The 26,979-nt window shown below is 70.6% G+C and carries 26 protein-coding genes; 12 read left to right on the top strand and 14 right to left on the bottom strand.

Features of this window, described 5'->3' with window-relative positions; all coding sequences use genetic code 11:
• Positions 1-18: 18 nt before the first annotated feature.
• Together OG709_RS03705 and OG709_RS03700 are read left to right on the top strand one after the other, a co-directional pair.
• A complete protein-coding gene (locus OG709_RS03705; protein WP_266644263.1) occupies positions 19-2,238 on the top strand; it encodes an NADP-dependent isocitrate dehydrogenase in 2,220 nt (739 codons plus the stop codon).
• Positions 2,239-2,401: 163 nt separating this feature from the next.
• Complete coding sequence (locus OG709_RS03700; RefSeq protein WP_250300596.1) at positions 2,402-3,448, top strand: lactonase family protein; 1,047 nt, start codon at positions 2,402-2,404, stop codon at positions 3,446-3,448.
• 111 nt (positions 3,449-3,559) lie between these two features.
• On the opposite strand, the gene OG709_RS03695 is transcribed toward OG709_RS03700, so the two are convergent.
• The 4 genes from OG709_RS03695 to OG709_RS03680 all read right to left on the bottom strand — a co-directional run bounded on the left by OG709_RS03695 (position 3,560) and on the right by OG709_RS03680 (position 7,436).
• Positions 3,560-4,486, bottom strand: coding sequence for a sirohydrochlorin chelatase (locus OG709_RS03695; RefSeq protein WP_250300595.1), 927 nt, complete (start codon positions 4,484-4,486; stop codon positions 3,560-3,562).
• Positions 4,487-4,572: 86 nt separating this feature from the next.
• Positions 4,573-5,580: an N-acetylglucosamine kinase gene (locus tag OG709_RS03690; protein WP_266644266.1), complete on the bottom strand. Its 1,008-nt coding sequence runs from the start codon at positions 5,578-5,580 to the stop codon at positions 4,573-4,575.
• A complete protein-coding gene (locus tag OG709_RS03685; protein WP_250300593.1) occupies positions 5,577-6,254 on the bottom strand; it encodes a uracil-DNA glycosylase in 678 nt (225 codons plus the stop codon). The genes OG709_RS03690 and OG709_RS03685 overlap by 4 nt, the downstream gene beginning before the upstream one ends.
• Before the next feature lie 48 nt (positions 6,255-6,302).
• The gene (locus tag OG709_RS03680; protein ID WP_329164797.1) at positions 6,303-7,436 is read right to left on the bottom strand and encodes a WD40/YVTN/BNR-like repeat-containing protein; all 1,134 of its coding nucleotides are present in this window, start codon (positions 7,434-7,436) and stop codon (positions 6,303-6,305) included.
• A gap of 208 nt (positions 7,437-7,644) precedes the next feature.
• On the opposite strand from OG709_RS03680, the gene OG709_RS03675 reads away from it, so the two are divergent.
• Both OG709_RS03675 and OG709_RS03670 read left to right on the top strand, forming a co-directional pair.
• On the top strand, positions 7,645-9,477 hold the full coding sequence (locus tag OG709_RS03675; RefSeq protein ID WP_329164796.1) for an ABC transporter ATP-binding protein: 1,833 nt from the start codon (positions 7,645-7,647) through the stop codon (positions 9,475-9,477).
• Positions 9,474-11,315 carry an ABC transporter ATP-binding protein gene (locus OG709_RS03670; protein WP_329164794.1) on the top strand — a complete coding sequence of 614 codons (1,842 nt, stop codon included), beginning with the start codon at positions 9,474-9,476 and terminating at the stop codon, positions 11,313-11,315. Before OG709_RS03675 ends, OG709_RS03670 begins: the two co-directional genes overlap by 4 nt.
• A 42-nt stretch (positions 11,316-11,357) precedes the next feature.
• Here OG709_RS03670 and OG709_RS03665 read toward each other — a convergent pair whose 3' ends face one another.
• The 3 genes from OG709_RS03665 to OG709_RS03655 all read right to left on the bottom strand — a co-directional run bounded on the left by OG709_RS03665 (position 11,358) and on the right by OG709_RS03655 (position 13,346).
• The gene (locus tag OG709_RS03665; protein WP_250300589.1) at positions 11,358-12,041 is read right to left on the bottom strand and encodes a GntR family transcriptional regulator; all 684 of its coding nucleotides are present in this window, start codon (positions 12,039-12,041) and stop codon (positions 11,358-11,360) included.
• Between the two features lie 118 nt (positions 12,042-12,159).
• On the bottom strand, positions 12,160-12,483 hold the full coding sequence (locus OG709_RS03660) for an L-rhamnose mutarotase (protein ID WP_250300588.1): 324 nt from the start codon (positions 12,481-12,483) through the stop codon (positions 12,160-12,162).
• Complete coding sequence (locus OG709_RS03655; protein WP_250300587.1) at positions 12,483-13,346, bottom strand: fumarylacetoacetate hydrolase family protein; 864 nt, start codon at positions 13,344-13,346, stop codon at positions 12,483-12,485. The genes OG709_RS03660 and OG709_RS03655 overlap by 1 nt, the downstream gene beginning before the upstream one ends.
• A gap of 345 nt (positions 13,347-13,691) precedes the next feature.
• Here OG709_RS03655 and OG709_RS03650 point away from each other — a divergent pair, with 345 nt between their 5' ends.
• Genes OG709_RS03650 through OG709_RS03640 form a run of 3 tightly spaced genes read left to right on the top strand, consistent with a single transcriptional unit; the run spans position 13,692 to position 16,497 of the window.
• A complete protein-coding gene (locus OG709_RS03650; RefSeq protein ID WP_266644274.1) occupies positions 13,692-14,447 on the top strand; it encodes a (Fe-S)-binding protein in 756 nt (251 codons plus the stop codon).
• Positions 14,444-15,868, top strand: a complete 1,425-nt coding sequence (locus OG709_RS03645; RefSeq protein ID WP_266644275.1) for a LutB/LldF family L-lactate oxidation iron-sulfur protein — start codon at positions 14,444-14,446, stop codon at positions 15,866-15,868. The genes OG709_RS03650 and OG709_RS03645 overlap by 4 nt, the downstream gene beginning before the upstream one ends.
• Positions 15,865-16,497 carry a LutC/YkgG family protein gene (locus OG709_RS03640; RefSeq protein ID WP_329164793.1) on the top strand — a complete coding sequence of 211 codons (633 nt, stop codon included), beginning with the start codon at positions 15,865-15,867 and terminating at the stop codon, positions 16,495-16,497. The genes OG709_RS03645 and OG709_RS03640 overlap by 4 nt, the downstream gene beginning before the upstream one ends.
• 162 nt (positions 16,498-16,659) lie before the next feature.
• On the opposite strand, the gene OG709_RS03635 is transcribed toward OG709_RS03640, so the two are convergent.
• The gene (locus OG709_RS03635; protein WP_329164791.1) at positions 16,660-17,739 is read right to left on the bottom strand and encodes an NADH:flavin oxidoreductase/NADH oxidase; all 1,080 of its coding nucleotides are present in this window, start codon (positions 17,737-17,739) and stop codon (positions 16,660-16,662) included.
• Between the two features lie 184 nt (positions 17,740-17,923).
• On the opposite strand from OG709_RS03635, the gene OG709_RS03630 reads away from it, so the two are divergent.
• Entirely contained in the window at positions 17,924-18,268 is a 345-nt protein-coding gene (locus tag OG709_RS03630; protein WP_250300581.1) for an ArsR/SmtB family transcription factor, read from the top strand.
• 69 nt (positions 18,269-18,337) lie between these two features.
• Here the strand turns inward: OG709_RS03630 and OG709_RS03625 are convergent, their stop codons facing one another.
• The 4 genes from OG709_RS03625 to OG709_RS03610 all read right to left on the bottom strand — a co-directional run bounded on the left by OG709_RS03625 (position 18,338) and on the right by OG709_RS03610 (position 21,689).
• Positions 18,338-18,976, bottom strand: coding sequence for a TetR/AcrR family transcriptional regulator (locus OG709_RS03625; protein ID WP_329164789.1), 639 nt, complete (start codon positions 18,974-18,976; stop codon positions 18,338-18,340).
• 283 nt (positions 18,977-19,259) lie between these two features.
• A complete protein-coding gene (locus tag OG709_RS03620; protein WP_329164787.1) occupies positions 19,260-19,955 on the bottom strand; it encodes an HAD family hydrolase in 696 nt (231 codons plus the stop codon).
• A gap of 60 nt (positions 19,956-20,015) precedes the next feature.
• Positions 20,016-20,951 (bottom strand): M56 family metallopeptidase, encoded by a 936-nt coding sequence (locus OG709_RS03615; protein ID WP_250300574.1) that lies wholly within the window; start codon positions 20,949-20,951, stop codon positions 20,016-20,018.
• Positions 20,952-21,104: 153 nt separating this feature from the next.
• The gene (locus OG709_RS03610; RefSeq protein WP_329164786.1) at positions 21,105-21,689 is read right to left on the bottom strand and encodes a DUF5134 domain-containing protein; all 585 of its coding nucleotides are present in this window, start codon (positions 21,687-21,689) and stop codon (positions 21,105-21,107) included.
• A 155-nt stretch (positions 21,690-21,844) separates the two neighbouring features.
• Between OG709_RS03610 and OG709_RS03605 the strand changes: the two genes are divergently transcribed.
• A complete protein-coding gene (locus tag OG709_RS03605) occupies positions 21,845-22,405 on the top strand; it encodes a GNAT family N-acetyltransferase (protein WP_250300570.1) in 561 nt (186 codons plus the stop codon).
• A 90-nt stretch (positions 22,406-22,495) separates the two neighbouring features.
• Here the strand turns inward: OG709_RS03605 and OG709_RS03600 are convergent, their stop codons facing one another.
• Positions 22,496-23,146: a glycerophosphodiester phosphodiesterase gene (locus OG709_RS03600; protein ID WP_250300864.1), complete on the bottom strand. Its 651-nt coding sequence runs from the start codon at positions 23,144-23,146 to the stop codon at positions 22,496-22,498.
• Between the two features lie 114 nt (positions 23,147-23,260).
• A complete protein-coding gene (locus OG709_RS03595; protein WP_266644287.1) occupies positions 23,261-23,386 on the bottom strand; it encodes a hypothetical protein in 126 nt (41 codons plus the stop codon).
• A gap of 299 nt (positions 23,387-23,685) precedes the next feature.
• Between OG709_RS03595 and OG709_RS03590 the strand changes: the two genes are divergently transcribed.
• Genes OG709_RS03590 through OG709_RS03580 form a run of 3 tightly spaced genes read left to right on the top strand, consistent with a single transcriptional unit; the run spans position 23,686 to position 26,917 of the window.
• Positions 23,686-25,086 carry a DUF6421 family protein gene (locus OG709_RS03590; protein ID WP_329164785.1) on the top strand — a complete coding sequence of 467 codons (1,401 nt, stop codon included), beginning with the start codon at positions 23,686-23,688 and terminating at the stop codon, positions 25,084-25,086.
• A 26-nt stretch (positions 25,087-25,112) separates the two neighbouring features.
• Positions 25,113-25,859, top strand: coding sequence for an SDR family NAD(P)-dependent oxidoreductase (locus OG709_RS03585; protein ID WP_250300566.1), 747 nt, complete (start codon positions 25,113-25,115; stop codon positions 25,857-25,859).
• Entirely contained in the window at positions 25,856-26,917 is a 1,062-nt protein-coding gene (locus tag OG709_RS03580) for a threonine aldolase family protein (RefSeq protein ID WP_250300863.1), read from the top strand. The genes OG709_RS03585 and OG709_RS03580 overlap by 4 nt, the downstream gene beginning before the upstream one ends.
• Positions 26,918-26,979 lie beyond the last annotated feature (62 nt).

Raw genomic sequence — 26,979 nt, 5'->3', positions numbered from 1 at the left:
CGTGGAGCGGAGCACCCGGTGACTGACTCGACCATCATCTATACACATACCGACGAAGCCCCGGCCCTGGCGACGTATTCGTTCTTGCCCGTGATCCAGGCGTACGCCTCCACGGCGGGTGTCACGGTGGAGAGCCGTGACATCTCCCTGGCAGGGCGCATCATCGCCAGTTTTCCCGACCGTCTCGACGAGAACCTGCGTGTCGACGACGCACTCGCCGAGCTCGGTGAGCTGGCCAGGACGCCCGGCGCGAACATCATCAAGCTGCCGAACATCTCGGCGTCGATTCCGCAGCTGAAGGCCGCGATCGCCGAGCTGCAGGCGCAGGGCTACGCGCTGCCGGACTACCCGGACGACCCGAAGTCCGACGAGGACAAGGACGTCCGCGCCCGGTACGACAAGGTCAAGGGCAGCGCGGTCAACCCGGTTCTGCGCGAGGGCAACTCCGACCGCCGGGCCCCCGCCTCGGTCAAGAACTACGCGAAGGCGCACCCGCACCGCATGGGTGCCTGGACCGCCGAGTCGAAGACGAACGTCGCCCACATGGACGCCGACGACTTCCGCTCCACCGAGAAGTCCGTGGTCATCGCCGAAGCCGGCACGCTCCGCATCGAGCTGGCGGGCGACGACGGCAGCACCACCGTGCTGCGCGAGTCGGTGCCCGTACTGGCCGGCGAGGTCATCGACGCCTCGGTGATGCGGGTCGCCGCGCTCCGTGAGTTCTTCACGGCGCAGATCGCCCGCGCCAAGGCCGAGGGCGTGCTGTTCTCGGTCCACCTCAAGGCCACGATGATGAAGGTCTCCGACCCGATCATCTTCGGTCACGTGGTGCGCGCCTTCTTCCCGAAGACGTTCGCCGAGCACGGTGCCGCGCTCGCGGCGGCCGGACTGACCCCGAACGACGGTCTCGGCGGCATCCTCAAGGGCCTGGACTCGCTGTCCGACGGCGCGAAGATCCAGGCGTCCTTCGAGGCCGAGCTCGCCGAGGGCCCCGCGCTGGCGATGGTCGACTCCGACCGCGGCATCACCAACCTGCACGTACCGAGCGATGTCATCGTCGACGCCTCCATGCCGGCGATGATCCGCACCTCCGGTCACATGTGGGGCCCGGACGGCCAGGAGGCCGACACCCTCGCGACCATCCCGGACAGCAGCTACGCCGGTATCTACCAGGTCGTCATCGACGACTGCCGTGCGCACGGTGCCTACGACCCGTCGACGATGGGCTCCGTCCCGAACGTCGGCCTGATGGCGCAGAAGGCCGAGGAGTACGGCAGCCACGACAAGACCTTCGAGATCCCCACCACGGGTACGGTGCGGGTCGTCGACGGTCAGGGCAACGCCGTGCTGGAGCACGCGGTGAGCGCCGGTGACATCTGGCGCATGTGCCAGACCAAGGACCTGCCGATCCAGGACTGGGTCAAGCTCGCCGTCACCCGCGCCCGCGCGACCGGTGTCCCGGCCGTGTTCTGGCTCGACGAGAGCCGGGCGCACGACGCCAGCCTGATCGCGAAGGTCAAGGCGTACCTCCCGGAGCACGACACCACCGGCCTGCAGATCGAGATCATGACGCCGGAGGACGCGATCGCGTTCTCGCTGGAGCGCATCCGCCGCGGCGAGGACACCATCTCGGTCACCGGCAATGTGCTGCGTGACTACCTGACCGACCTGTTCCCGATCCTTGAGCTGGGCACGAGCGCGAAGATGCTCTCGGTCGTCCCGCTCATGAACGGCGGCGGGCTGTTCGAGACCGGCGCCGGCGGCTCCGCGCCGAAGCACGTCCAGCAGCTCATCAAGGAGAACTACCTCCGCTGGGACAGCCTGGGCGAGTTCCTCGCCCTCGCGGTCAGCTTCGAGCACCTCGCTCAGACGACGGGCAACGCGCGCGCACAGGTGCTCGCCGACACCCTCGACCGCGCGACCGGCACGTTCCTCAACGAGGACAAGTCGCCGAGCCGCAAGCTGGGCGGCATCGACAACCGCGGCAGCCACTTCTACCTGGCGCTGTACTGGGCCCAGGAGCTGGCTGCGCAGACCGACGACGCGCAGCTCGCGGAGGCGTTCGCCGCGCTCGCCAAGACGCTGGGCGAGCAGGAGCAGACCATCGTCGACGAGCTGATCGCGGTGCAGGGTTCGCCCGTCGACATCGGCAGCTACTACCAGCCCGACGCCGCCAAGGCCTCGGCCGTCATGCGCCCGTCGGCGACCTTCAACCAGGCCATCGCCAGCCTGGGCTGAGGTTCCTGATCCCGTAACAGCTCCGCCCCGGCCGGTCGTCGACCAGCCGGGGCGGAGCTGCATCTGCTCCGGTGCCGGTCGGAAAAAGGTCTAGACCCCCTGCTAGCGTCTGCCCCGACACCGGCCAGGTACTGGCCGGGCACCAGCGGAGAGGGGTCGCACCGTGGGCACGACAGGCGCCGGGCGGGCATTCATAGGGTCGTTCACGTCGGGTGGGGGGCCGGGCCTCGTCGCCGCCTCCCTGGACCCGGAGACGGGGGCTCTGACCGTCCTGGGGGCGACCGATGCCGTGCCGAACCCCTCGTTCCTCGCCCCGTCCCCGGACGGCACGGTCCTCTACGCGGTCTCCGAGACGCCCGACGGCGCGGCGGCGGCCTTCGACGTGACCGGCGCCCAGCCCCGGCTGATCGGGACCGCGGTGCGGGTGGACGGTGCGGACCCCACCCATCTCGCCCTCACGGGCGGCCGTCTCGTCACGGCCAACTACAGCTCGGGAAGCGTCAGCGTGCTGCCCGTCCGCGCCCAGGACGGCGGCCTGGACGCGCTGTCGTCGGTACTGCACCACGAGGGCAGCGGTCCGCACCCGGAGCGCCAGGAGAGCGCGCACGCCCACCAGGTGAAGCAGGACCCCTCCGGACGCTGGGTGCTGAGCGTCGACCTCGGCACCGACTCCGTACGGATCTGCGCACTCGACGCGGCGACCGGCACGCTGCGGCTGCACGGGGAGACCGCGTTGCGGCCGGGGAGCGGACCGCGCCACCTGGCCTTCCACCCCGCGGGCACCCACGCGTACGTAGTCAACGAACTGGAGCCGACGCTCACGGTCTGCCGCTGGGACGCCGGAACCGGCACGCTCGAGCCGGTCGGTGAGACGGCGCTGCTGCCCGAGGGCACGGAGGGGGAGACCTATGCCTCCGCGGTCGTCGTCGCGGCGGACGGGCGGTTCGTCTGGGCGGCGAACCGGGGACACGACAGCATCTCGGTCCTCGCGCTCGACGAGAGCGGGGAGAAGCCCGTTCTGATCACCACGGTGGGCTGCGGCGGCCGGTGGCCGCGCGATCTCGCCCTGGACCCCTCGGGGCAGCGGTTGTACGCGGCCAACGAGCGCTCCGGGGACGTCACCTGGTTCGACATCGACGCCGCGACGGGCATCCCCGGCCGCGCGGGGGCCGTCGCGGTGGCTGCCGCCTCGTGCGTGGTCTTTGCCTGACGGGCTGACGGGCTGACGACTGCGGGGCCGGTGGACCGCCTCCGCGTGAAGGGGCTCGCACCGGAACGCCGGTGCGAGCCCCTTCACACGCGCATCACGAGGCCCGCGCGGTCAGCCGACCGGAGCCCCCTGGGACGGCTGCTGCGGGGTGATGCCCAGCGCGGCCGTGTACTTCGAGAGAACCAGCTTGCCGACCGCCGGGTAGGCGCCGAGGGCCTCGGCAGCGGCGCAGCCCGCCTCCTTGGCGGCGCTGTCCAGCAACTCCTCCGTCACCTCGGGGCCGATCAGGTACGGCGCGAGCGCGAGCTGGAGCGAGCCCGAGCCACGCAGCTGCTCGGCGACCGACGTGATGGAACCGTCGACGTCCAGCGCGGCGGCCATCACCGGTACGGCCAGCCGGGCGGCCAGCAGCATCCCGGTGATCCCGGCGGCCTGCACGGCCTCCTCGCCGCCGACCGTCGCCAGGATGATGCCGTCGGCCGCGGTGGCGACCGTGAACAGCCTGGCCCGGTCGGCGCGGGACAGCCCGGCCTCCGACAGGCGGACGTGCAGCCCCTCCGCGAGCAGCGGGTGCGGGCCGAGCACCTCGGTCAGCTCCGCCGACGTGGTGCTGTCCATGACGGCCTGCCGTATGCGCCGCTCGGTGGCCGCGTCCGGACCCGCCAGCAGGGGCACCACGACGGCGGTCGGGCCGGTGGGCTCGGCGACCTCACGGCCGACCGCCTTCGCCTGCTCGTAGCGCGCCACGCGCTCCGTCGCGGTGTGGGAGAGGACGGTCTCCAGGGCGGGGAACTCGTCGTCGGCGCCGTCCAGGTAACCGATCCGGGCGTCCAGGCCGGGCAGCTCGGAACGGGCGATGGAGATGACTTCTTCCGCCAGACCGCGCACAGCGGCGGAAGGCGTGCCGGGAACAGCGAGAACCAGCGCGGGCGCGCCCTCAGGGGCCACCGCGGGTTCCGGGCGGCGGTGCCGTCCCGTCTGGCGAGGTCGCGGCATTCGTACGGGCAGGCCGGATGCGGGCCCATTGGGGGAGCTCATGGCGCCGCATGCTACTGGCTTTGCAGGCCGGACCGTTCGGGGAGGGTGCTTTCGTGCGACGTCTGTCCCCATTTATCCGTTGCAGGTCAACCGGATCCCGTATCCTGTTCCGCCACCACGCGCAAGAGCTTTGGGTGGTGCGGCAGTCGCAGACTTTCCGTGGCGAGTGCGGAAGCGATGAGCAGGGCCCCCGCCAACGGGTCCCCGACCGCGGGCACGGGCCGCGTGTACGGCAACTGCCCGGCGAACTCTTCACCCGTGGGTGTGAGAAGGGCATTCCCCATCTTGAACAGGCCACCGGTGAGGGCGACTTCGCAGGCTCCGTCCGACTCCGGCGGGCAGACCGCGGCGGCGGCCTCGACGATCTGCCGGGCCGCGTTCCGCAGAATCGTGCGCGCCACCGGATCACCGTCCCCGGCGCACCGAGCCACCTCCGGGGCGAACGACGCGAGGACCGCGGGCCGGTCCGAGCGGGGGTAGAGCCGGCCGGGCAGACCGGCTGCCGGACCGAACACCGCCTCGGCCCGCTCCAGCAGTGCCGTGGAGCCGCCGCGCCGTCCGTCGTACGCACGCATCGCCGCTTCCAGCCCCGCCCGGCCGATCCAGGCTCCGCCGCCGCAGTCGCCGAGCAGATGGCCCCACCCGTCGGCCCTGCGCCAGTCGGTGAGATCGGTACCCAGCGCGATCATCCCGGTGCCTGCCGCGACCACCGCACCGGGCCGCTGTCCCAGCGCCCCGGCATAGGCCGTCACCGCGTCGGCGGCCAGGGCCAGGCGCCGGACGCCGAGCGAACTCTCCAGCGCGGCCGGCAGTTCGGCGCGCAGGTCATCACCGAGCGTCGCCATCCCGGCGGCGCCGATCGCCACGGCCGACACCTCGACACCCCCGGCGCGGCCGAGCAGTTCACGGGCCATCGGCAGCAACTGGCCGAGCAGGTGCGCTGATTCGATCCCGGAAGCGCCGGTCCGTACGGGCTCACGCGAGGCGAGTGGCTCTCGGGCGGCGACCGGCGCGGTGCTGCCGTGCTCCGATGCCTCGGCGAGTGCGACCCGCAGCCCGGAACCGCCGGAATCCACCCCCAGCACCCAGGTCACGGCAACCGCCAGTCGACGGGCTGCGCGCCCTGGCGGATCAGCAGTTCGTTCGTCCGGCTGAACGGGCGCGAACCGAAGAATCCGCGGTCCGCCGACATGGGTGAGGGGTGCGCGGACTCGACCGCCGGCAGGTCGCCCAGCAGGGGCCGCAGGTTACGGGCGTCACGCCCCCACAGCACCGAGACCAGCGGCTTCCCCCGCGCCACGAGCGCCCGGATGGCCTGTTCGGTCACTTCCTCCCAGCCCTTGCCGCGATGCGCGGCCGGTGTGCGGGGCGCCGTCGTCAGCGCCCTGTTGAGCAGCAGTACGCCCTGTGCCGCCCACGGAGTCAGATCGCCCGTGGAGGGACGCGGCAGGCCCAGATCCGCGTGCAGTTCGCGGAAGATGTTGTCCAGGCTGCCGGGCACCGGCCGTACCTCCGGTGCCACCGAGAAGCTCAGCCCCACGGCATGACCCGGTGTCGGATAGGGATCCTGGCCGACGATCAGGACGCGTACCTCGTCGAACGGCTGCTGGAACGCGCGCAGCACGTTCGCCCCCGCCGGGAGGTAGGTGCGTCCTGCGGCGATCTCGGCGCGCAGGAAGCCGCCCATCGCCGTGATCCGCTCGGCTGCGGGTGCGAGCGCCTGCGCCCACCCCGCCTCGACAATTTCATTCAACGGTCGTGCTGCCACGGGGCGTCACTCTACTGGTGCGGCGCACCGGGACGGTGCCGGGTACGGTCAGCCGATCACCGCCGCCCTGACGCAGAGCACGTCGGGCAGGTGCGAGGCGAGCTGCTGCCAGCTGTCGCCGTCGTCCGCACTGGCGTACACCTCGCCGTTGCGGTTGCCGAAGTAGACCCCGGCCGGATCCGCGTCGTCCGTGGTGAGCGCGTCGCGCAGCACCGTGCCGTAGTGCTCCTCCCGGGGCAGCCCGGCGGACAGCGCCTCCCAGCTCGATCCCGCGTCGCTCGTCCGGTAGACACGGCACTTGTGGTCCGCGGGGACCCGGTCCGAGTCGGCGGTGATGGGGAAGACGTACGCCGTGTCCGCGCGGTGCGGATGGGCGGCGACCGCGAAGCCGAAGGTGGACGGCAGGCCCGCGCCGATGTCCTTCCAGCTGGCGCCCGCATCGTCGCTGCGGTAGACGCCCCAGTGGTTCTGCAGATACAGCCGGTCCGGGTCCCCGGCGTCCTGCGCGATCTTGTGGACGCACTGACCGAACTCCGGGTCGGGATCCGGCAGGAAGACCGCCGACACCCCCTTGTTGGACGGCTCCCAGTCCGCACCGCCGTCCAGGGAGCGGAACACCCCGGCCGTGGAGACCGCGACAGTCACCGCGTCGGCGCTCCGCCGGTCGGTGACGACCGTGTGCACCGCCTCGCCCCCGCCGCCGGGTACCCATTTCGACCGGGTCGGGTGCTCCCACAGGGGGCGCACCAGCTCGAACGTCTCGCCCCGGTCCTCCGACCGGAACAGCGCGGCCGGTTCCGTCCCCGCGTAGACCACATCGGGCGCTGCGGGGCCCGCCGGGTGCAGCTGCCACACCCGCTCCAACGAAGCCCCGGTGTCCTTCGGGAACGTGACCGCCGGCTTCTTCGCCTCGCTCCAGCTCGCCCCGAGGTCGTCCGAGTGGAACACCGACGGGCCCCAGTGCGCGCTGTCCCCGCCGACCAGGAGTCTCGGCGTGTCACGGCGCGTGTCGATGGCGATCGAGTACACGGCCTGCGAGTTGAAGTACGGCCCTTCGAACTCCCAGGATCCGGCCTTTCCCGGACCGGTTCCCGGACCGGTTCCCGGACCGGTTCCCGGACCGGTTCTGCGGCCGATGAAGAGGCCCTTGCGCGTGCCTACGGTCAGGAGTACCTCGGTCATGATCAATACCTCCAGGACGTCCTTGTCACGGATACCTGTCAGTGTGCCTCCCGCCACTGACAGTGACCTCCGGGAGCGGTCCGTCCTGTGACCCGTGACCCGCCCCGCCCGCCCCGGCGGACGGTGCCGGAAGCCGGATCCGCCCCGGTGCCGTGCCGCACCGACCCGTCCTCGTAGGGCAGTTGAGGCCCCCAGTAGGGTCATGATCATGGCAGCGACGCAGCGGAATCCGGGAACCCCGGACAGTCGGAGCGCCGGGCGGTACCTGTGGTGGCTGATCACCAGCCAGCCCCGCAGGATCGCGACAGGCGCCCTCCTGGGCACTACGGCGACGGTCGGTCTCACCTTGCCGCCCTATCTGCTCCAACGGGCGATCGACGACGGACTCCAGCCCGGACATTCCGGTGCGCTGCTCGGCTGGGCCGCCGCACTGCTGGGCGTCGGCGTGCTGAACGCCTGGCTCAGCATCATGCGGCACCGCACGATGACCAAGGTCCGGATGGACGCGGCCTTCCGTACCGTCCAGGTCGTGGTCCGGCACTCGACCCGGCTCGGCGCGGTTCTGCCGCGCCGGGTCACGGCCGGCGAGGTCGCCACCATCGGCGGCAGCGACGTGGCACGGATCAGCGAGACCCTCACGGTCACCGGTCCGGGCATCGGAGCGGTCGTCGCCTACTGCGTGGTGGCAGGGCTGCTGTTCACCGTGTCCCCGCTGATCATGATCGTGCTGCTGCTCGGTGTGCCGGTGCTTGCGGTGCTGGTCGGCCCCCTGCTCGGACGCCTCCAGGGCGTCGAGACCACCTACCGCGAGCGGCAGGGAGAGCTCGCGGCCCGCCTCGCCGACCTGGTGGGCGGGCTGCGGGTCCTCGGCGGCCTCGGCGGAAAAGGGCTGTACGCCGACCGGTACCGGCGCGGCTCACAGGCACTCCGCGCGGAGGGCTACCGGGTCGGCGCGGTGACCAGCTGGATCCAGGCCCTCGCGGTGGGACTCCCCGCGCTGTTCCTTGCCGCCGTCACCTGGCTGGCGGCCCGGCTGGCCGTCGAGGGGACCATCACGGCCGGGCAACTGGTGGCCGTGTACGGCTACGTGGCGGTCCTCGTGGTACCGGTGGCTTACTTCATCGAGGGTGGCTACGGAATCAGCCGGGGGCTGGTGGCCGCCCGGCGCGTGGTGCGATTCCTGAACCTGGAACCCGGAGGGGTAACAGGCCCGTCCCCCGTGGACGCACCGAGCCGGCCCTCCGTACTGCGCGATCCGGTGTCGGGGGTCGAGGTGGCGCCGGGTCTGCTGACCGCGCTGGTCGGCGCGCGCCCCGCCGAGAGCGCCGAAGTGATCGACCGCCTCGGCCGGTTCACCGGATCGGACGCCACCTGGGGCGACGTACGGCTCGACGCGGTACCGCTCGCCCAGGTGCGTGCGCGGATCCTGGTCGCCGACAACGAGTCCGACCTGTTCGCGGCCACCCTCCGGCAGGCCGTCGAGGGCAAGACGGACCGGGACGACGACGCGATCACCCACGCACTGCACACGGCGGTGGCCCAGGACATCGTCAACGGGCTGCCCGACGGACTCGCCACACCGCTCGACGCGCAGGGCCGCAACCTCTCGGGCGGCCAGCGCCAGAGGATCCGGCTGGTCAGGGCCCTGCTGGCCGATCCCGAAGTGCTGCTTGCCGCCGAGCCCACATCGGCGGTCGACGCACACACCGAGGCCGCCGTCGCGGCCCGGCTCAAGGCGGCACGTGCCGGCGGTACGACGCTGGTCACCACCACGTCGCCCCTGCTGCTGGAAAGGGCGGACACCGTCTACTACCTGGTCGACGGGGTGACGGCCGCCGTCGGCGGCCATTTCGAGCTGCTGCGCGACGAGCCCGGCTACCGGGCCCTGGTCGTCCGCAGTACGGGCGAGGAGGCCCCCGAAAGTACGGGCGAGGAGGCCCCCGAAGAGGAGGGCACCACGGAGGACGGAGAGGGCGAGGGCATGGACGGTGCGCGAGGTACGGACACCCACGGGCCGGAGCCGAAGGCGGCCGTCCGATGACCGGCCGACTGCTTCCGGTCGCCGGGAAGCGCTCGGTCCGCAGGGCGGCCGGTCAGCTGATCCGCCAGGACGCACGGGCCTTCACCGCGGTCATCGTGCTCAACGCCCTGGCCGCTGCGGCCGGTCTCGCCGGGCCGTGGCTGCTCGGCCGCATCATCGACCGGGTCGGCGCGGGCGGCGGGGTCTCCACCGTCGACCGGCTCGCCCTCGCCATCCTGCTCTTCTCCCTGGCGGAGCTGCTGCTCACGCGCTACGCGGGCCACTTCGCGTACCGCTTCGGCGAGCGGACATCGGCGCGGGTCCGCGAGCAGTTCGTCGACCGTGCGCTCGCCCTGCCCGTCACGGTCGTGGAACGCGCGGGCACCGGCGATCTCACGGTCCGCGGGACCGTGGACGTCGCCAACGTGGGCACGACCCTGCGGGACGCCGCCCCGGACGTCTTCACCGCCCTCGTCCAGGCCCTGTTCATCCTCGGCGCAGTCTTCGCCGTCAACCCGCTGCTCGGCTGCTGCGGACTGATCGGCCTGGTGGGCATCTGGTGTGCGGGGCGCTGGTACCTGCGCCGGGCACGGACCGCCTACCTCGCCGAGGGCGCCGCCTACTCGGCCGTCACCGAAGTACTCACCGCCACCGCGTCCGGCGCCCGCACGGTCGAGGCGCTCGGCCTGGAACAACGGCGCATCGAATCCTGTGACGAGGCGATCGACAACTGGCGGCGCACCCGCCTGCGGACCCTGCAGCTGCGCAGCGTGCTGTTCCCGTCGGTGGACGTCTCACACGTACTGCCGGTGATCGCTGTCCTGCTCTTCGGCGGTGTCCTGCACGACCGGGGGGTGGTGACACTGGGCGCGGTCGTCGCCTCCGCGGTCTACCTCCGCCAGCTCGCCGCACCGCTGGACGTCGTCCTCCAGTGGATGGAACAGCTGCAGAGCAGTGGAGCCGCGTTCGCCAGGGTGGAGGGGCTGGCCCAGGCTCCGTCCGTCGCCGTTCCCGCGCCCACGGGTGCGCCCGCGGACGACCGTATCGAGATGGCAGGCGTCCGCTACGCCTACGAGAGCGGGCCCGATGTCCTGCACGGGGTCGACCTGACGGTGCGGCCCGGCGAACGGCTGGCCGTCGTCGGACCGTCGGGAGCGGGGAAATCCACCCTCGGCAGGCTCCTCGCCGGTGTCGACGCCCCGCACACCGGCACGGTCACGGTCGGTGGACTGCCGCTGGCCGACCTGGGTCCCGAGCAACTGCGCCGCCAGGTCGTCCTGGTCACCCAGGAACACCATGTCTTCCTCGGCACGGTACGGGACAACCTGCTGGTCGCCGCGGTCTCCGCGACCGACGACGAACTGACCGCGGCGCTCGCCGCGGTGGGCGCCGACTGGGTGGCGGACCTCCCCGACGGGCTGTCCACCGAACTGGGCGCGGGCGGGCAGCAGCTCGACGGAGCCCAGGCCCAGCAACTCGCCCTGGCCCGCGTCGTGCTGGCGGACCCGCACACCCTGATACTCGACGAGGCGACCGCCCTCCTCGACCCGACGACGGCACGGCACACCGAGCGCGCGCTGGCCGCCGTCCTCGAAGGCCGTACGGTCATCGCCATCGCGCACCGCCTGCACACCGCGCACGACGCGGACCGCGTCGCTGTCATGGCGGACGGCGCGCTGGCCGAACTCGGCACACACGACCAGCTCGTGGCCGACGACGGGGCGTACGCCGCGCTCTGGAACACCTGGCACGGCGCGCCCCGGGACTCTATGAACAGGGACTCTATGAACAGGGACTCCATGAACAGGGACTCCATGAACGTGGAGTCCACGAACAGGGACTCCACGAAAAGAGGGTGACCGGTCCGGGCGCGAGTCCCCGGGACCGGGCGCTCGCCGGCGTCAGCGCCGACTCTGCTGACGGCTGCGCTGACGTTGGATGCTGTGCTGCAGATGCTCCGTCATCGCCTCCGCGGCCCGCTCGGGACTGCGGCGCAGCACGGCGCGCAGGATGCGGTCGTGCTCGGCGAGGGTCAGGGCGGCGGCCCCGGGGATGCTGCTCAGGCGGAAGATGTGCAGATGGGAGTGGAGCCGCATCACCGCGTCCGCCAGCAGGGGACGGCCCGCGGCGCGGGCGATCGCGTCGTGGAAGCGCTGGTCGCCCGCGGCGAACTCGCGGTAGACGGCGTACCGTTCACCGGAACCCGGGCGGTCCCGCATCTCCTCCACCAGGCTCTCGATGCAGTCCAGCTGTTCGTCGTCCGCGTTCGCCGCGGCCAGCGCCGCGGCCCTCGGCTCCAGCAGCAGCCGCATCTCGAACAGCTCCTCCAGGCCCTGCGGGCTGAGCAGTTCGGTGGCCCGGTAGCCCGCGAGTGAGCGCTTGGTGACCAGCCCGTCCGCCTCCAGCCGGGCCAGCGCTTCGCGTACCGGGGTCGGGGAGACCTGGAGCGTACGGGCGAGGGCCTCGATGCCGACGCGAGCGCCCGGTTTGATCTGGTGGTCCATGACCATGGTCTGGACGGCTTCGTAGACGCTGTCGGCCAGGACCTGGCGCGGCGGCTCCGGGGCTTCCGCGTCCGACAGCATCCGGCCTCCTCTGGTCCCTCGGGGACGGCCCCGCAGCGTGAGCCGGGACCGTCCCCGCATCCTATAGGACTTGTACCGTGCGAGCCCGGGTCTCCGCCGCGCGCACCGGAGCGAGCGGCTACTCCATGAGGAAGACCTGCTCCGTCGGAGCCCACCAGTCGTCGGGCCCGGCCTCGGGGACGCGCTCCTGGCAGGGGTCTGTCAGCTTCCACCACGCGCGGGTCGCCTCGTCCTGCGCGATCTCCGCGAGATCCGCCGTCAGGTCATCCCCGTGGTACTCGAAGTAACTGAAGAGCCGGTCACCGAGCAGGTGGATCGAGTAGTTGGCGATGTGACTCGCCCGCAGCCGGGCGAGCACGGCCTCCGGGACCGCCCGGTGCAGCTCGCGGTACTCCGCCAGCTTCTCCGGGCGCACCCTGATCACCTGCGCGATCCGCTGCATCAGGCCGTCACCGCGTCCCGCATCGTCTGGCGCTGCGATCCCAGCCCTTCGATGTCGAGCTCGACCACGTCGCCCGCCGAGAGGTACGGGAAGCGGCCGGAGAGCGCGACGCCCTGCGGGGTGCCGGTGTTGATGACGTCGCCGGGCTCCAGCACCAGGTAGTGACTGAGGTGGCGTACGAGCTCGTGGACCCCGAAGATCATGTCCGCGGTGCTGGAGTCCTGCCGGGGCTCGCCGTTGACACGGCTGCGCAGATTCAGCGCCTGCGGGCCCTGGGGGAGGTCCTCGGCCGGTACCAGCCACGGGCCCAGGGGGTTGAAGGTCTCGCTGGACTTCCCCTTCGACCACTGGCCGCCCGATTCGTCGAGCTGGTACGTCCGTTCCGACACGTCGTGCGAGACCGCGTAGCCCGCGACACACGCAGCTGCGGCCTCCGCGGAGTCGAGGTAGCGGGCGGTACGGCCGATGACGACGGCGAGTTCGACCTCCCAGTCCACGGTCTTCGCGCCGGGCGGGATCAGGACGTCGTCGTACGGGCCGACCACGGTGTTGGGGTGCTTGAAGAAGATGATCGGCGCGGTGGGCGGTTCGCTGCCCGACTCGGCCGCGTGCGCCGCGTAGTTCTGTCCTATGCAGACGACAGCGGACGGCCGGGCCACCGGGGCACCGACGCGCAGCTGTTCACCCTCGGGGAACTCGGCGAGTGAACCCGCCCGCAGAGCTTCCCGCACCCGGGAGATGCCACCGTCGGCGAGGAAGCGTCCGTCGATATCGGCGGTCAGCGGGCCGAGGTCGTAGAGCACGCCGGCTTCCCGCACGGCGGGGCGTTCGCTGCCCAGCTCTCCCAGTCGCATGAGCTGCATACGGCAGCCTCCTCAATAGATCGGATGTCACTCGGATGGAACCTATAGGAAAAGCGGAACAGGGAGAACCCCCCACCTGCAGAAGTCTCCTCCGTACCCAGAAAATCGAGCGAGAAGGGTTGACGCGCGACCGGTCGACAGGGCTACCCTCCGGAGGTCCTGTGCTTCCTATAGGAAACATCCGAACGCTCTGGAGATGGCATGGACGACTCCGCGACGTCAGTCCCCGCGGTGCGCCCCGGAGTAGGCGGAGCGTTGGCGCAAGGACGACGTGCCCACCTCCGTACCGACCGTCGCCCGACCCCCTGCCGCGGCTCCGGCCGTGCGTGACCCCGAGAAGGAACTGTGCGGGTAGCACTCTTCGTGACCTGTGTGAACGATGCGCTGTACCCACGAACCGGCCGTGCCGTGGTGACACTTCTGGAACGGCTGGGGGTGGAGGTCGCCTTCCCGGCCGCGCAGACGTGCTGCGGGCAGCCGCAGTACAACACCGGCTACCGTCGTGAGACCGAGCCGCTGGTCCGGCGGTACGACATGGCCTTCGCCGACTACGACTACGTGGTCACCCCGTCCGGCTCGTGCGCGGCGATGGTGCGCGACAACTATCCGCGGATCGGCAGGAAGGCGGCGGCGGAGGGGCGCGGCAGCGGCCTCGCCACTGCTGCGGCCCGCTCCGTACCGAAGACCTATGAACTCACCGAGTTCCTGGTGGATGTGCTGGGGGTGACGGATGTCGGTGCGTACTTCCCGCACAGCGTCACTTACCACCCGACCTGTCATGGACTGCGGATGCTGGGCCTGGGCGACCGGCCGAGGCGGCTGCTGGAGGCGGTGCGGGGGCTGGAGCTGCGGGAGTTGCCGGGGGCGGAGGAATGCTGTGGTTTCGGTGGGACGTTCGCGGTGAAGAACGCCGCGGTCTCCTCGGCGATGGGTGAGGACAAGGTCCGTGCGATCACCGGGACCGGAGCCGCCGCGGTCTGCACCGTCGACAACTCCTGCCTGATGCACATCGGCGGGACACTGTCACGCCAGGGTTCCGAGGTGCGCCCCCTGCATCTCGCGGAAATTCTTGCGTCGACCGAAGAGGAGCCTTGGGTATGAGCGGGACGTTTGTGGGGATGCCGTCGTTCCCGGTGGCCGCCGGGGTGGCGGTGACCGACGAGAGGCTGCGGGGGAATCTCCGCCGGGCGACGCACACGATTCGTGACAAGCGGGCTGTCGCGGTCGGGGAGCTGGCGGACTGGGGTGCGTTGCGGGAGGCGGGAAAGGAGATCAAGGACCGGACGCTGCGTGGTCTGGACGGGTATTTGGTGGAGTTGGAGGCCGCGGTGACGGCGGCCGGCGGGGTGGTGCACTGGGCGTCCGATGCCGATGAGGCGAACCGGATCGTGGTGGATCTGGTGCGGGCGACCGGTGAGCGTGAGGTCGTCAAGGTCAAGTCGATGGCGACGCAGGAGATCGGCCTGAACGAGGCGTTGGAGGCGGCGGGGATCGCTGCGTTCGAGACGGATCTGGCCGAGTTGATCGTGCAGTTGGGCGAGGACCGGCCCTCGCACATTCTCGTTCCGGCGATTCACCGGAATCGGGAGGAGATCCGGGAGATCTTCGTGCGGACGATGAGTGAGTGGGGGCGTCCGGCACCGGAGGGTCTGACGGATTCGCCCGCGGAGTTGGCCGAGGCGGCGCGGGTTCATCTGCGGGAGAAGTTCCTGCGGGCGAAGGTGGGGATCTCCGGGGCGAACTTCATGGTCGCGGAGACGGGGACGTTGGTGGTGGTGGAGTCGGAGGGCAACGGGCGGATGTGCCTGACACTGCCGGAGACATTGATCTCGGTGGTGGGGATCGAGAAGGTGGTGCCGTCGTGGCGGGATCTGGAGGTGTTTCTGCAGACGCTGCCACGTTCGTCGACGGCGGAGCGGATGAATCCGTACACGTCGATGTGGACGGGGGTGACGGACGGGGACGGTCCGGAGGCGTTCCATCTGGTGTTGCTGGACAACGGGCGCACGGCGACGCTGGGGGACGAGGTGGGGCGTCAGGCGTTGCGGTGCATCCGGTGTTCGGCGTGCCTGAATGTCTGTCCGGTGTATGAGCGGGCGGGCGGTCATGCGTACGGCTCGGTGTACCCGGGGCCGATCGGAGCGATTCTGAGTCCTCAGCTGCGGGGGATCCGGAGTGAGGTCGACGCCTCGCTGCCGTTCGCTTCGTCGTTGTGCGGTGCGTGTTACGAGGTGTGTCCGGTGGCGATCGACATTCCGGAGGTGCTGGTGCATCTGCGGGAGCGGGTCGTGGAGCAGGGGGGCAAGGGGCATCGGCTGGAGAAGGCAGCGATGAAGGCGGCCGGCTGGGTGTTGAACCATCCCGGAGCGCTGGGTGCGGGGGAGCGGTTGGCGTCGAAGACGCGGAAGGGGCATCCGAAGAAATTGCCGGGGCCTGGTGGGCGGCAGTGGGGTCAGAGCCGTGACCTGCCGCAGTTGCCGGCCGAACCGTTCCGTGACTGGTGGAAGAAGAACCGCGCATGACGTCCCGTGACCGTATTCTCACCCGTGTCCGTACTGCTCTTGCCGGTGCTCCGCAGGCTCCTGAGATCTCGCGTGACTATCTGAGCACGCATACCGCCGATGATCCGGCGATCGTCCTCGATCTCCTCCACGAGAACCTCGCCGACTACCGCGCGATCGTCCACCGCACCCGGGCGGACGGCCTTCCGGGCCTGTTGGCGCGACTGCTGGACGAGCGCGGCTCACGGACCGTCCTGGCACCGGCAGGGCTTCCCCCGCAATGGCTGGCAGGAGCGACCGGTGTCCGGAAGGTCGAGGACACGCCGACGGCGACGGCGCAGGAACTGGACGCGGTGGACAGCGTGGTCACCGGCTGCGCGGTGGCGATCGCGGAGACCGGCACGATCGTCCTGGACGGAGGTGCTGATCAGGGGCGCCGCCGCATCACGCTCATCCCCGACCACCACATCTGCGTGGTGCGGGCTCCGGAGCAGGTGGTGGCGTCGGTACCGCAGGCACTCCCGCGCTTGGATCCCGGGCGTCCGTCGACCTGGATCTCCGGTCCGTCGGCGACCAGTGACATCGAGCTCGACCGTGTCGAGGGTGTTCATGGTCCCCGCACGCTCGAAGTCGTCCTCGTCGAAAGCTGACAGCGTCGAAGGCCGGCGGCATCGAGGGGGCGAGAACGCCCTCGCGGTGTTGCCGGTCGCCCGACGGACCTGCCGGGCCGCGCTGGGAGGTGACCCGCCGCGAATCGAGCGGCGGTCACCCTCCGGCACCTGGTCCGACCGGGCAAGGGTTGCTTCGTCAGGTCAGGCGGAGCGGTGGTACTGCTGCGGCACGTGCACCTCGTCGCCGAGCTCGCGGGCGGCGAGGCGGGCCCAGGAAGGGCTGCGGAGCAGTTCCCGGCCGAGCAGCACCGCGTCGGCCTCGCCGTTTGCCAGGATCTTCTCGGCCTGTTCGACCTCGGTGATCAGGCCGACCGCGGCGACGGCCAGCGGGGTCTCGGCCCTGACGCGCGCGGCGAACGGCACCTGGTACCCGGGGCCGGTCGGGATACGTACCCGGGTCGCGTTGCCGCCGGTCGACACGTCCAGCAGGTCCACGCCGTGCTCCTTGAGCACGGGGGCGAGGCGCACTGTGTCGTCCGGCGTCCAGCCGCCCTCGTCCAGCCAGTCGGTGGCCGAGATCCGGAAGAACAGCGGCAGTTCGTCCGGCCACACCGCCCGTACCGCGTCGACCACTTCGAGGGCGAAACGGGTGCGGTTCTCGAAGGACCCGCCGTACTCGTCGGTGCGGTGGTTGCTGTGCGGGGACAGGAACTCGTCCACCAGGTAGCCATGTGCGCCATGGACCTCGACGACCTGGAATCCGGCATCCAGCGCCCGCCTGGCGGCATCCGCGAACTGGCCGACGATTTGCTTGATCTGAGCCGTCGTCAGCTCCTCCGGTACGTGATGCCCCTCGTCGAAGGGGACCGCGCTGGGTGCGAGTGGCTGCCATCCGCCCTGGTCCGGGCCCACCGGACCGCCGCCGTTCCAGGGGCGGTCGGCGGACGCCTTGCGCCCGGCATGGGCCAGCTGGATTGCCGGGACCGTGCCCTGGCTCTTGAGGAACCCGGTGATCCGGCGGAACGCCTCGACCTGGGCGTCGTTCCAGATGCCGAGGTCGGCCGGGCTGATGCGGGCCTCGGGGCTGACGCCGGTCGCCTCGACGATGACCAGGCCCGTACCACCGGCGGCACGGGCCGCGTAGTGCGAGAAGTGCCAGTCGTTGGCGACACCGGTGCCGGGCCCCGAACTGTCCGCCGAGTACTGGCACATGGGGGGCATCCATACGCGGTTCGGGACGGTCAGCGACCGCAGGGTGTACGGCTCGAACAAGGCGCTCACGACAGGCTCCACTCACAACGGCGTCGGGACTGCTCGTACGATACTCGTCGTAGTACGGTGAGTGTCAAACTACGAGAGATCTCGTACAATGGGTCACCGGGTCCGCTCGTCGCTGATCCTGATCCTGATCGCCCCGGCGCCGATCGCCCGGGTCGGTGAAGTGGAACCATGAGGTGGAGTCGTCGTGACAGTTGCAGCGAGCAACCGCGCCCTTGCCCATCCGGGGCGCGACGAGATCTGTCTGGAGGGGGTGCTCCATGCGCTGGCCGACCCGATGCGGATGCGCATTGTCCGCGAACTCGCGGCTGACGCAGGGGAATTGGCCTGCTCGCGGTTCGCGCTCCCGGTGACCAAGTCGACGAGCACGCACCACTTCCGGGTGCTGCGGGAGTGTGGTGTGATCCGGCAGATCTACCGGGGCACCGCGAAGATGAGTGTGCTGCGCGAAGACGATCTGGGTGCGCTCTTCCCCGGTCTGCTGGACGCGATCCTGGCGGCGGCCGACGCGGAAGCGGCACGGCGTTCCTGAACCGGCTTTGGATTCGGGGGAGTTGAGATGGCTCCCGGCCGACCCGGCAAGGGGGCGGCCGGACCGTTTCTAGGAATCCCCGGCGAAGCCATGGCGCGTGTCGCCGGGCGGCTCGCTGTCCGGCGGCACTCCGAGGTCCCAGTCGAGCCCGTACCGCTGGAACAGCTCGGCCCGCAGCCGCGCGGGTGGCATCGGGGCCCCGGGCAGCAGCTGGGCGAAGACGGCGCCCATGAGCAGGGCGCGCAGCAGCGGATAGTCGGCGTCGGGATCGGGCGATCCGTACCGTTCCATGGTCGAGTGCAGGACCTGGGCGAGCCGCTGCTGCTCCGGGCACTGCACGAACCCCTGCTCCTGCAGGATCCCGGCCATATGGGTGCGCATCAGTACGGGGTGATCGGTGGCCAGCCCCAGGATCGCATCGATGGCCCGTGCCAGCAGCTCCCGCCCGTCCCCGGTGCGCGGCGCGCGCTCGACGGCGGCGGTGAGCGTGCTGTGCATGAGCCGGTGCACGGCGGACTGCAGCAGATGACGCTTGCCCGGGAAGTAGTACGAGACGAGACCACGGGCAGATCCGGCCCGGTCGGCGATGTCCGCCAGGGTCGTCGCCTCGTATCCGCGCTCGCTGACAAGATCCACTGTGGCCTGCAGGAGCCGCTCGCGGGAACGTCGCCGCAACTCCTCATTGACCGATTGGCTGCGCGGGGACATGCTTACTCCTGCGTTGACTGGCTCTCAGCCAACTATAATCAGCGCATCCTGCAAAGGGCCCCGTCAGGGGCTGTTCTGCGGGATTTCACCCGGACCGGGCGACGCGGGGGATCGTCCGGTCCGGGTGTTCAGGCTGCCGTTCCGCCTGTTGCCTGCTGCTCACTGTTGCTGAACCTGCGGTCGCTCTGTCTGCTGTTGCTCTGCCTGCTGTCGCTCTGTCCGTGGTGAGGGCGTCGCACCGGGTCCCCGTTCCGTCCTCCGGCTCCGCCCCCGCGGTTCCGGGTCAGCCGGTGAGGTCCAGGACCGGGAGGAGCCCGTCCGGGCGGTCCTCGACCGGCAGATGGTCCACGAAGTGCACCGCACATCCCGCGTCCCGCGCGCCACCGTCCGCACGGCGGTCGTCGCCGACCATCAGGGCGTCGTGCGGATCCTGGCCGAGCGCCTCGCAGGCGGTGCGGAACAGCCGGGGGTCGGGCTTCTGGACGCCGTGCTCGTACGAGAGGGTGTAGGTGTCCACGTACGGATCGAGCCCGTGGGCGTGGAACACCGGCCGCAGATCCCACCCGATGTTGCTCACCACACCGACCGGGATGCCACGCCGGCGCAGCGTCTCCAGCACCTCGACGGTATCCGGGTACGGGCTCCAGGCGGCCGGGGTCATGTGCCGTTCGTAGAGCGCGTCGTACAGGGCCGGATCAGGCAGGCCGACCTGGCGTGCGGCACCTGTGAAAGCGGCGCGGTGGTGTTCCGCGGTCCGGTCGCGCGAGGCCCACAACTCGGCCAGAGCAGGCGGTACCTGGCGCGCCGCCGGGCCGCCCGGGAGCGCGCCGTAGAAGGTCAGCCCCTCCTCGTAGCGGCTGAATTCCTCCGGGCTCACGGCGATACCCGCCTCGTCCAGAACCGTCCGCAGCCATAGGGCGACAGGCTCGATCCGGAAGAGCGTTCCGGAGAAGTCGAACAACACAGCTTTGATCGTCATGGCCGCATTCTTCCCCAGCGGCGCGTCGGTGGGGATGCACGAAGGCCCTGACCGATCTCCCTAGCCGAGCGCCCGCAGTCCGGGCACGAAGGCCACCAGCAGGGGGACCACCGGCACCAGCGAGGCGGCGGCGGTGAGTCGCAGCCGGCGGGCCGTGGTGAGGCGCGGCGCCGCGTTCAGCAGCCGGTCGACGCGTCGCGGCAGCTCCGCGCCGGGTGTCGGGCAGGGGCCGAACACCCCACGGTGTTCGTTGAGTTGGACCAGTGCGAGGGCAATGGTCAGCCGCCCGAAGCGGCGGGACGCCACATCGTCGGCAGCGAGCTCCACCAGCCGGTGCATCTCGTTGCGGAAGGCCGCGAAGACCGGGATCTGCGGGAAGCCCACCGCCAGCGCGGCCGAGCAGTGCAGCAGCCAGTCGTGACGGGCCCGCGCATGGCCCTGCTCATGGGCGAGTACCGCGTCGAGCTGACGGCCTTTCAACCCCCGCAGAGCAGCTGTGGTGATGACCAGCTGGGGAGCCGTACCAGGGAGCCACCAGGCGTCGGGCCGCTCACCCTCCAGTACGACGAGACGGTCGCTGCCGGGCTCCTCGCCCGGCAACACCGGTGCGCGCACCAGCAGTTCACGGCGGCTCCGGCGGCGAGAAGCCCGCGCCCGACGGATCTCGCGGGTGAGCATCGCCGCTGTCCAGATGCCACCGGCCGCCAGCACCATCGCTGTCGCCGCGGACCACTGGGCGTACGTACCGAGGGCGTAGGCCTCCACGACGGCATGCGGCGCGGGTGCGAAGAGATTCCCCCGTACCAGCTGCCAGGCCGCCGCCGCGCTGAACGTCATCGCCAGTGCGAAACAGAGCAGGACCGCGGCCACCACGCACTGCCACACCCACAGCGCCACCACCGGCTCCCGGTCCGGCCATTGAGCGCGCGCCAGAAGCCGCGGTGCCGCAACTGCAGCCACGGCTCCGAGTAGCAACAGCGCTAGGGAGACCACCATGGGCATCAGTTTATGAGCGCGGAACGGCGCCGGGGTATGGGCTGGCTCCGCAAGTGACGCAGGACACGGTCACGCAGGCCTCACCCGAAGTTTGGATGCCGATTCGCCGGGTCTCGCCCCACCGGCTGCGAGGTCGCCGTGCCGAGGCCGGCTTCACAGCGACAGGAGCATCGCGAACATGGCGATCCCCATCGAGAGCCGGCAGGCGAGTGCCAGTTCGGGGCGCGCGCCCCAGCCGCCGGCGCCACCGCCGTGGGCCCCGCTGTCCGGACCCCCGGCCGCGACCGGTGCGGCCACCGGCACCAGAGCGGCGCCGGTACGCAGCACGTACCCCGCGTAGTAGGCCAGCAGCACCCCGGTGACCAGGGGTATCCCGCCTGCCGCATGCTCCATGTGTCCGCCGTGACCGCCGCTCCCGGGGGCCATCGTCACCGCCATGTAGACCATGGCCAGGGAACCGATCAGATGATGCAGATGGCGTGCGCCGGTACGGGTCAGCCACAGGGCCCGCAGCGCGCCGCCCCCGAACACCACGGCGAAGACCGCCCACCCCCAGGCGGGGGGTGGGGCCACCGCGGCGGGCAGGGCCATCGCCGCCATGCCGAACCCCATGACCGCCTCGCTCCCGGCCGCCGTCCGCGCCCCCGGTGAACTGCTGCGCAGCCGCAGCAGGCAGTAGGCCCCCGTCGCCGCGCTCAACGCCATCAGCAGCCAGCCGGGCGTTGCGGATCCGTGCACGGCGCACCTCCCCGTTCGACGTGTCGGCATCTCGACGCATCGATTCCCACCGTGGCCGGAGCGCACGCGAGCGCAGGGGGGTAAAGGGGGAGCGCGTCGCGGGCGCGTTACTGTCTGGGCATCGCAGGACCGCTTTCGACGGGAGACATCACCCCATGGACACCGCCCCCGACCAGCTCACTTTCCGGGACGCAGCCGAGTCCGACGTACCTGCGCTCGTCAGGTTGATCGAGTCGGCCTACCGCGGCGACGCCAGCCGCACCGGCTGGACCACGGAAGCGGACATCCTGGACGGGCAGCGCACCGACCCGGAGGGAGTGCGCGCCGTCATCGCGGCCGACAGCAGCCGGATGCTCCTGGTGGAACGCGACGGCGAGCCGATCGCCTGCTGTCAGCTGGAGCACCGGGGCCCGGCCGCGTACTTCGGCATGTTCGCCGTGCGCCCCGGCCTCCAGGGCGGCGGCCTCGGCAGGCAGATCATCACGGAGGCCGAGCGCCGGGTGCGCGAGGAGTGGGGCGTCGGGGAGATGCACATGACCGTGATCTCGGTCCGCGACGACCTGATCGCCTGGTACGAGCGGCGCGGCTACCACCGTACGGGAAAGATGACACCGTTCCCGTACGGCGACGAGCGCTTCGGCATACCGCTCCGCGACGACCTGCAGTTCGAACTGCTGGTCAAGCCGCTCCAGGACCCGCTTCCGGAAGGGCTGTGAGCCGTCTGCGTACCGGCTCCCGGCCGCTCCCGGGCTTCATGGGCCGCCCCCGGTCCGGCCGGGATCGCCACGGATCCTCAGGGCCGGTCCTCAGGCGGTGAACCGCCCGGTGCGCCTGATCTCCGGATAGTCGGTGGTCGCACCGTCCAGGTCCAGCGCACGCACGAGCCGGAGATGGTCCTGGGTGTTCACCACCCAGCCGAGCACCTTCAGGCCCTCCGCGTGTGCCCGCTCGACGATCTCCAGGGTCAGCCTGCGGATGTTCAGCGCCACCGTCGCGGCGCCGACGGCCTTCGCCCGGTCCACCACGTCGGCGCCCCAGCGGCTGGCGATGAGCACGGTCCGTACGCCCGGAACCAGTGCGGCGATCTCGGCGACCGCCTCGTCGTGGAACGAGGAGACCTCGACGCGGCCGACGAGATCGCGCCGCAGCATCACCTGCGCCAGTGCGCGCGCGGCGGCGGCGTCCTTGATCTCCGCCTGGATCGGTGAGCGGACGGCGTCGAGGACCTCCTCGAAGACCGGGATCCGCTCGCCCTGGCCCGCGTCGAGTTCCCGCAGTTCGGCGAGCGTCTTGTCGGCGATGGCTCCCTTGCCGTCGGTCGTGCGGTCCACTTCGGTGTCGTGCATGACGACGAGTGCGCCGTCCTTGCTCAGATGCAGGTCGAGCTCGATGGCGTCCATCCCCGCGTGTTCCGCGCGTACGAAGGACCGCAGGGTGTTCTCCGGCTCGACGCCCATGACCCCGCGATGTCCGATGATGAGGAGACTCAAGGTTCTCTCGCTTCCGTCGACGGCGGCTCTCGCGTGGCATTGCTGCCCACGGGATTGCTACCCACTGGGCAGGGCCGCAGCCTAACGGTCCGCCCGCGCTGTCGTCCCGGGCTCGCGGGGCGCGGCCGAGAAGCCGGCCCGGGCCCCCGCGATCCCCAGGATCAGGCCGGTGACGACAGCGGCGACAAGAACGGCTCGGATACTCACGCGCCAGGCTCCAGAGATGTCAGGACGGTCGGAACCCGTCCGTCCTACCTGTCGCGGACACCGTGGACGGTCTTCTTCACCCAGGGGTGGGCGCGGCTGGATCTCCGTTGACGGGTCGGATTTTCCCGCCCTGTATCCCGTCCTGTATGGGGAAAGCCGCCACCTGTTGCCCTTCCGGCGGGAAGATTCGCTGCGATCAAGGGGGCTGGGCGGGATAATTTATTGAGAGGACTCTTGAACGCATGATCCGAACCCGGATACGGTGTCTTGACGCTAGATTCTCCTGTGAGGGAAGTGACATGACGGAAATTCTTGTGCAGGACACGGTCGACGGCGGCATATCCGGTGCGCGTCGCGTAGTCGAGCACCCGGCCTGGCCCGTGCTCAAGAAGGCCGTCGAGGAGATCCGGCCCTGGCAGTCCCCGGACGGTTCCATCGACTTCGACGCCGAAGGCGCGCCCACCCGCGCCACCGCCGAGGCGACGCTCTCCCGCGTGACCGGCGCGGTCGACGCCCTCTCCCCGCTGCTGCCGCACGACGCCGCGTACCACCGGGCGCTCGTCGCCGACCTGCGGAAGTGGGCCGACAGCGGCTTCACGGTCCCGGACTTCCTGGACTCGCTGCTCGCCTTCCATCCGGCGGCCCGGCGTGCGGACGGCCTCCAGCACCTGGTCGTCTTCGCGATGTACACGCAGAACGGCAACCCGGACCGCAACCTCGAAGCGGTCGTGCTCCGCATGGTCTGGCCCGAGTGGCTCTCCGAGCTGGAGGCGACCCGCTACGACAACCCGCTGTTCTGCGGGATCACCTTCGAGGACTTCACCTCCGGATACGACACCAACTCCGCGGTGCTCTTCCCGGAGACCATCGCCGTCCGCGAAGCTCCCGACCGCTTCACCTGGGGCGGTATCTTCTGTGACCGCGAAGCCGCCCGGTTCCGCGCGGTCACGGAGGCCGCTGTGGACGTCCTCCGCCTCGAACTCCCCGACGACATCCGGGAGATGGTGGCCGACCAGGAGCGCTGCCAGCAGGCGTTCGTGCTGTGGGACATGGTCCACGACCGCACCCACAGCCACGGGGACCTGCCGTTCGACCCGTTCATGATCAAGCAGCGTCAGCCGTTCTGGATGTACGGCCTGGAAGAGCTCCGCTGCGACCTCACGGCCTTCCGGGAGGCGGTGAAGCTGGAGGCCGACGGGTTCGGACAGGGCCGCGACGTCCAGTACGCCGTGCTCTTCGACCGGATGTTCCGCTTCCCGGTGACCGGCGAGCGCATACGCAACTACGACGGACTCGGCGGCCAGCTGCTCTTCGCCTACCTCCACCAGCACGACGTGGTGCGCTGGACCGACAGCACCCTGACGATCGACTGGGAGCGGGCCCCGCAGGTCACCAACCAGCTCTGCGCCGAGATCGAGGACCTCTACCGGGCCGGAATCGACCGCCCCAAGCTCGTCCACTGGTTCGCTGCGTACGACCTGGTCTCCCGCTATCTGTCCCCGCACCCCGGATCGCGCTGGGCCAAGGGTCCGGACGCCCTGGATCTGAGCCAGCCACCGCGTAAACTTGTTGATGACGTGCTTCCGGACGAGTTTCCGCTCAGCATGTTCTACGAGGCGCTCTCCAAGAAGCTGAAGACCGTGGTCGCCTCCACCAAGGGGATCACGGCGGCGGGTACTCCCGAGCGGGAAGCCGCGTGAGTGCTCGTACGGAGGAGGCGAAGGCAATGGGTAAGGGAATGTTGGACGGAGCCGTGGTCGCCGTGGCCGGCGCGGCAGGGCCCGCGGGCCGGGCCGCGCTGCTGAGACTGGCCGAGGCCGGAGCGACCGTGATCGGTGCCGACGCCGATGTGGGCCGCCTCGCCGAAGCGGTCGACGCGGCCCGTTACGCACACGGCGGGGCCACCGTCATCGGTGAGCCCGTCGACCTGCTCGATCTGGACGCGACCCGCGCCTGGGCCGACCGGACGGAGTCGGAGTTCGGCCGGATCGACGGTCTGGTGCATCTGGTCGGCGGCTGGCGCGGCAGCGCCACGTTCTCCGAGACGGACCTCCGCGACTGGAACACGCTGGAGCGGCTGCTCATCCGAACCGTGCAGCACACCTCGCTCGCCTTCCACGACGCGCTGTTGCGCAGCGACCGCGGTCGCTATGTGCTGATCAGCGCGGCCGGTGCCTCCAAGCCCACGGCGGGCAACGCCGCGTACGCGGCCTCGAAGGCCGCCGCGGAAGCCTGGACGCTGGCGCTCGGCGACGCCTTCCGCAAGGCGGGCGGCGAGGCCGGACCGCGGGCAGCCGCGTCCGTGCTGGTCATCAAGGCGTTGGTGCACGACGCGATGCGCGCCGAGCGCCCGAACGCGAAGTTCTCGGGCTTCACCGACGTCCTGGAGCTGGCCGAGGCCATCGCCGGTGTCTGGGAGCAGCCCGCCGGAGAAGTGAATGGAAAGCGCCTGTGGCTGACCCCCGCGCCGTGAAGACCGATGCCGTACGCCACCACGACCCGCAGGTGCGCGGCTTCGCCAGTGACAACTACGCCGGAGCGCACCCCGAGATCCTCGCGGCGCTCGCCGTGGCCAACGGCGGGCACCAGGTGGCGTACGGCGGCGACGCGTACACCGACCACCTCCAGCGGCTGATCCACAGCCACTTCGGGCCGGACGCGGAGGTGTTCCCGGTCTTCAACGGGACCGGGGCCAATGTGGTCGCCCTCCAGGGGCTCACCGACCGCTGGGGTGCGGTCGTCGCGGCGGAGACCGCGCACATCAACGTGGACGAGGGCGGCGCGCCGGAGCGGATGGCCGGGCTGAAGCTGCTGACCGTGCCGACGCCGGACGGCAAGCTCACCCCCGAGCTCATCGACCGGCAGGCATTCGGCTGGGACGACGAGCACCGGGCCATGCCGCAGGTCGTGTCGATCACCCAGAACACCGAACTCGGCACCGTCTACACACCTGACGAGATCCGGGCGATCTGCGACCACGCCCACGGCTACGGGATGAAGGTGCACCTCGACGGGGCCCGGATAGCCAACGCCGCGGCCTCGCTCGACGTACCGATGCGGGCGTTCACCAACGCCGTGGGCGTGGACATCCTGTCGTTCGGCGGCACGAAGAACGGCATGCTCTTCGGTGAGGCCGTCGTGGTCCTGAACCCGGACGCGGTACGGCACATGAAGCATGTGCGGAAGATGTCGATGCAGCTCGCCTCGAAGATGCGCTTCGTCTCGGTGCAGCTGGAGGCGCTGCTCACCCGCGACCTGTGGCTGCGCAACGCCCGCCACTCCAACGCCATGGCCCAGCGGCTCGCGGCCGGGGTGCGTGGGACGGACGGCGTGGAGATCCTCTACGACGTCCAGGCCAACGCCGTTTTCGCGCGGCTGCCGCACGACGTCAGCGAGCGGCTGCAGAAGCGGTACCGCTTCTACTTCTGGGACGAGCCCGCGGGCGACGTCCGCTGGATGTGCTCCTTCGACACCACCGAGGAAGACGTGGACGGGTTCCTGATGGCACTGAAGGAAGAGCTGGCCCGGTAGGGCGTGCAGCCGACTTTCCATGTATGAATATGCGGTCGACCGGAAATCAATTGACTCCGGTC

The organism is Streptomyces sp. NBC_01267 (assembly GCF_036241575.1).
Taxonomy (GTDB): Bacteria; Actinomycetota; Actinomycetes; order Streptomycetales; family Streptomycetaceae; genus Streptomyces.
This window is presented reverse-complemented; position numbering and strand designations above follow the sequence as displayed.

What these genes read in the sequence shown, in the direction of transcription:
- OG709_RS03695 (WP_250300595.1), bottom strand. Translation starts at nt 4,486, where the DNA reads ATGAGCTCCCCCAATGGGCCCGCATCCGGCCTGCCCGTACGAATGCCG.
- OG709_RS03680 (WP_329164797.1), bottom strand. Translation starts at nt 7,436, where the DNA reads ATGACCGAGGTACTCCTGACCGTAGGCACGCGCAAGGGCCTCTTCATC.
- OG709_RS03675 (WP_329164796.1), top strand. Translation starts at nt 7,645, where the DNA reads ATGGCAGCGACGCAGCGGAATCCGGGAACCCCGGACAGTCGGAGCGCC.
- OG709_RS03670 (WP_329164794.1), top strand. Translation starts at nt 9,474, where the DNA reads ATGACCGGCCGACTGCTTCCGGTCGCCGGGAAGCGCTCGGTCCGCAGG.
- OG709_RS03665 (WP_250300589.1), bottom strand. Translation starts at nt 12,041, where the DNA reads ATGCTGTCGGACGCGGAAGCCCCGGAGCCGCCGCGCCAGGTCCTGGCC.
- OG709_RS03660 (WP_250300588.1), bottom strand. Translation starts at nt 12,483, where the DNA reads ATGCAGCGGATCGCGCAGGTGATCAGGGTGCGCCCGGAGAAGCTGGCG.
- OG709_RS03655 (WP_250300587.1), bottom strand. Translation starts at nt 13,346, where the DNA reads ATGCAGCTCATGCGACTGGGAGAGCTGGGCAGCGAACGCCCCGCCGTG.
- OG709_RS03645 (WP_266644275.1), top strand. Translation starts at nt 14,444, where the DNA reads ATGAGCGGGACGTTTGTGGGGATGCCGTCGTTCCCGGTGGCCGCCGGG.
- OG709_RS03640 (WP_329164793.1), top strand. Translation starts at nt 15,865, where the DNA reads ATGACGTCCCGTGACCGTATTCTCACCCGTGTCCGTACTGCTCTTGCC.
- OG709_RS03625 (WP_329164789.1), bottom strand. Translation starts at nt 18,976, where the DNA reads ATGTCCCCGCGCAGCCAATCGGTCAATGAGGAGTTGCGGCGACGTTCC.
- OG709_RS03620 (WP_329164787.1), bottom strand. Translation starts at nt 19,955, where the DNA reads ATGACGATCAAAGCTGTGTTGTTCGACTTCTCCGGAACGCTCTTCCGG.
- OG709_RS03615 (WP_250300574.1), bottom strand. Translation starts at nt 20,951, where the DNA reads ATGGTGGTCTCCCTAGCGCTGTTGCTACTCGGAGCCGTGGCTGCAGTT.
- OG709_RS03605 (WP_250300570.1), top strand. Translation starts at nt 21,845, where the DNA reads ATGGACACCGCCCCCGACCAGCTCACTTTCCGGGACGCAGCCGAGTCC.
- OG709_RS03600 (WP_250300864.1), bottom strand. Translation starts at nt 23,146, where the DNA reads ATGGGCGTCGAGCCGGAGAACACCCTGCGGTCCTTCGTACGCGCGGAA.
- OG709_RS03590 (WP_329164785.1), top strand. Translation starts at nt 23,686, where the DNA reads ATGACGGAAATTCTTGTGCAGGACACGGTCGACGGCGGCATATCCGGT.
- OG709_RS03585 (WP_250300566.1), top strand. Translation starts at nt 25,113, where the DNA reads ATGGGTAAGGGAATGTTGGACGGAGCCGTGGTCGCCGTGGCCGGCGCG.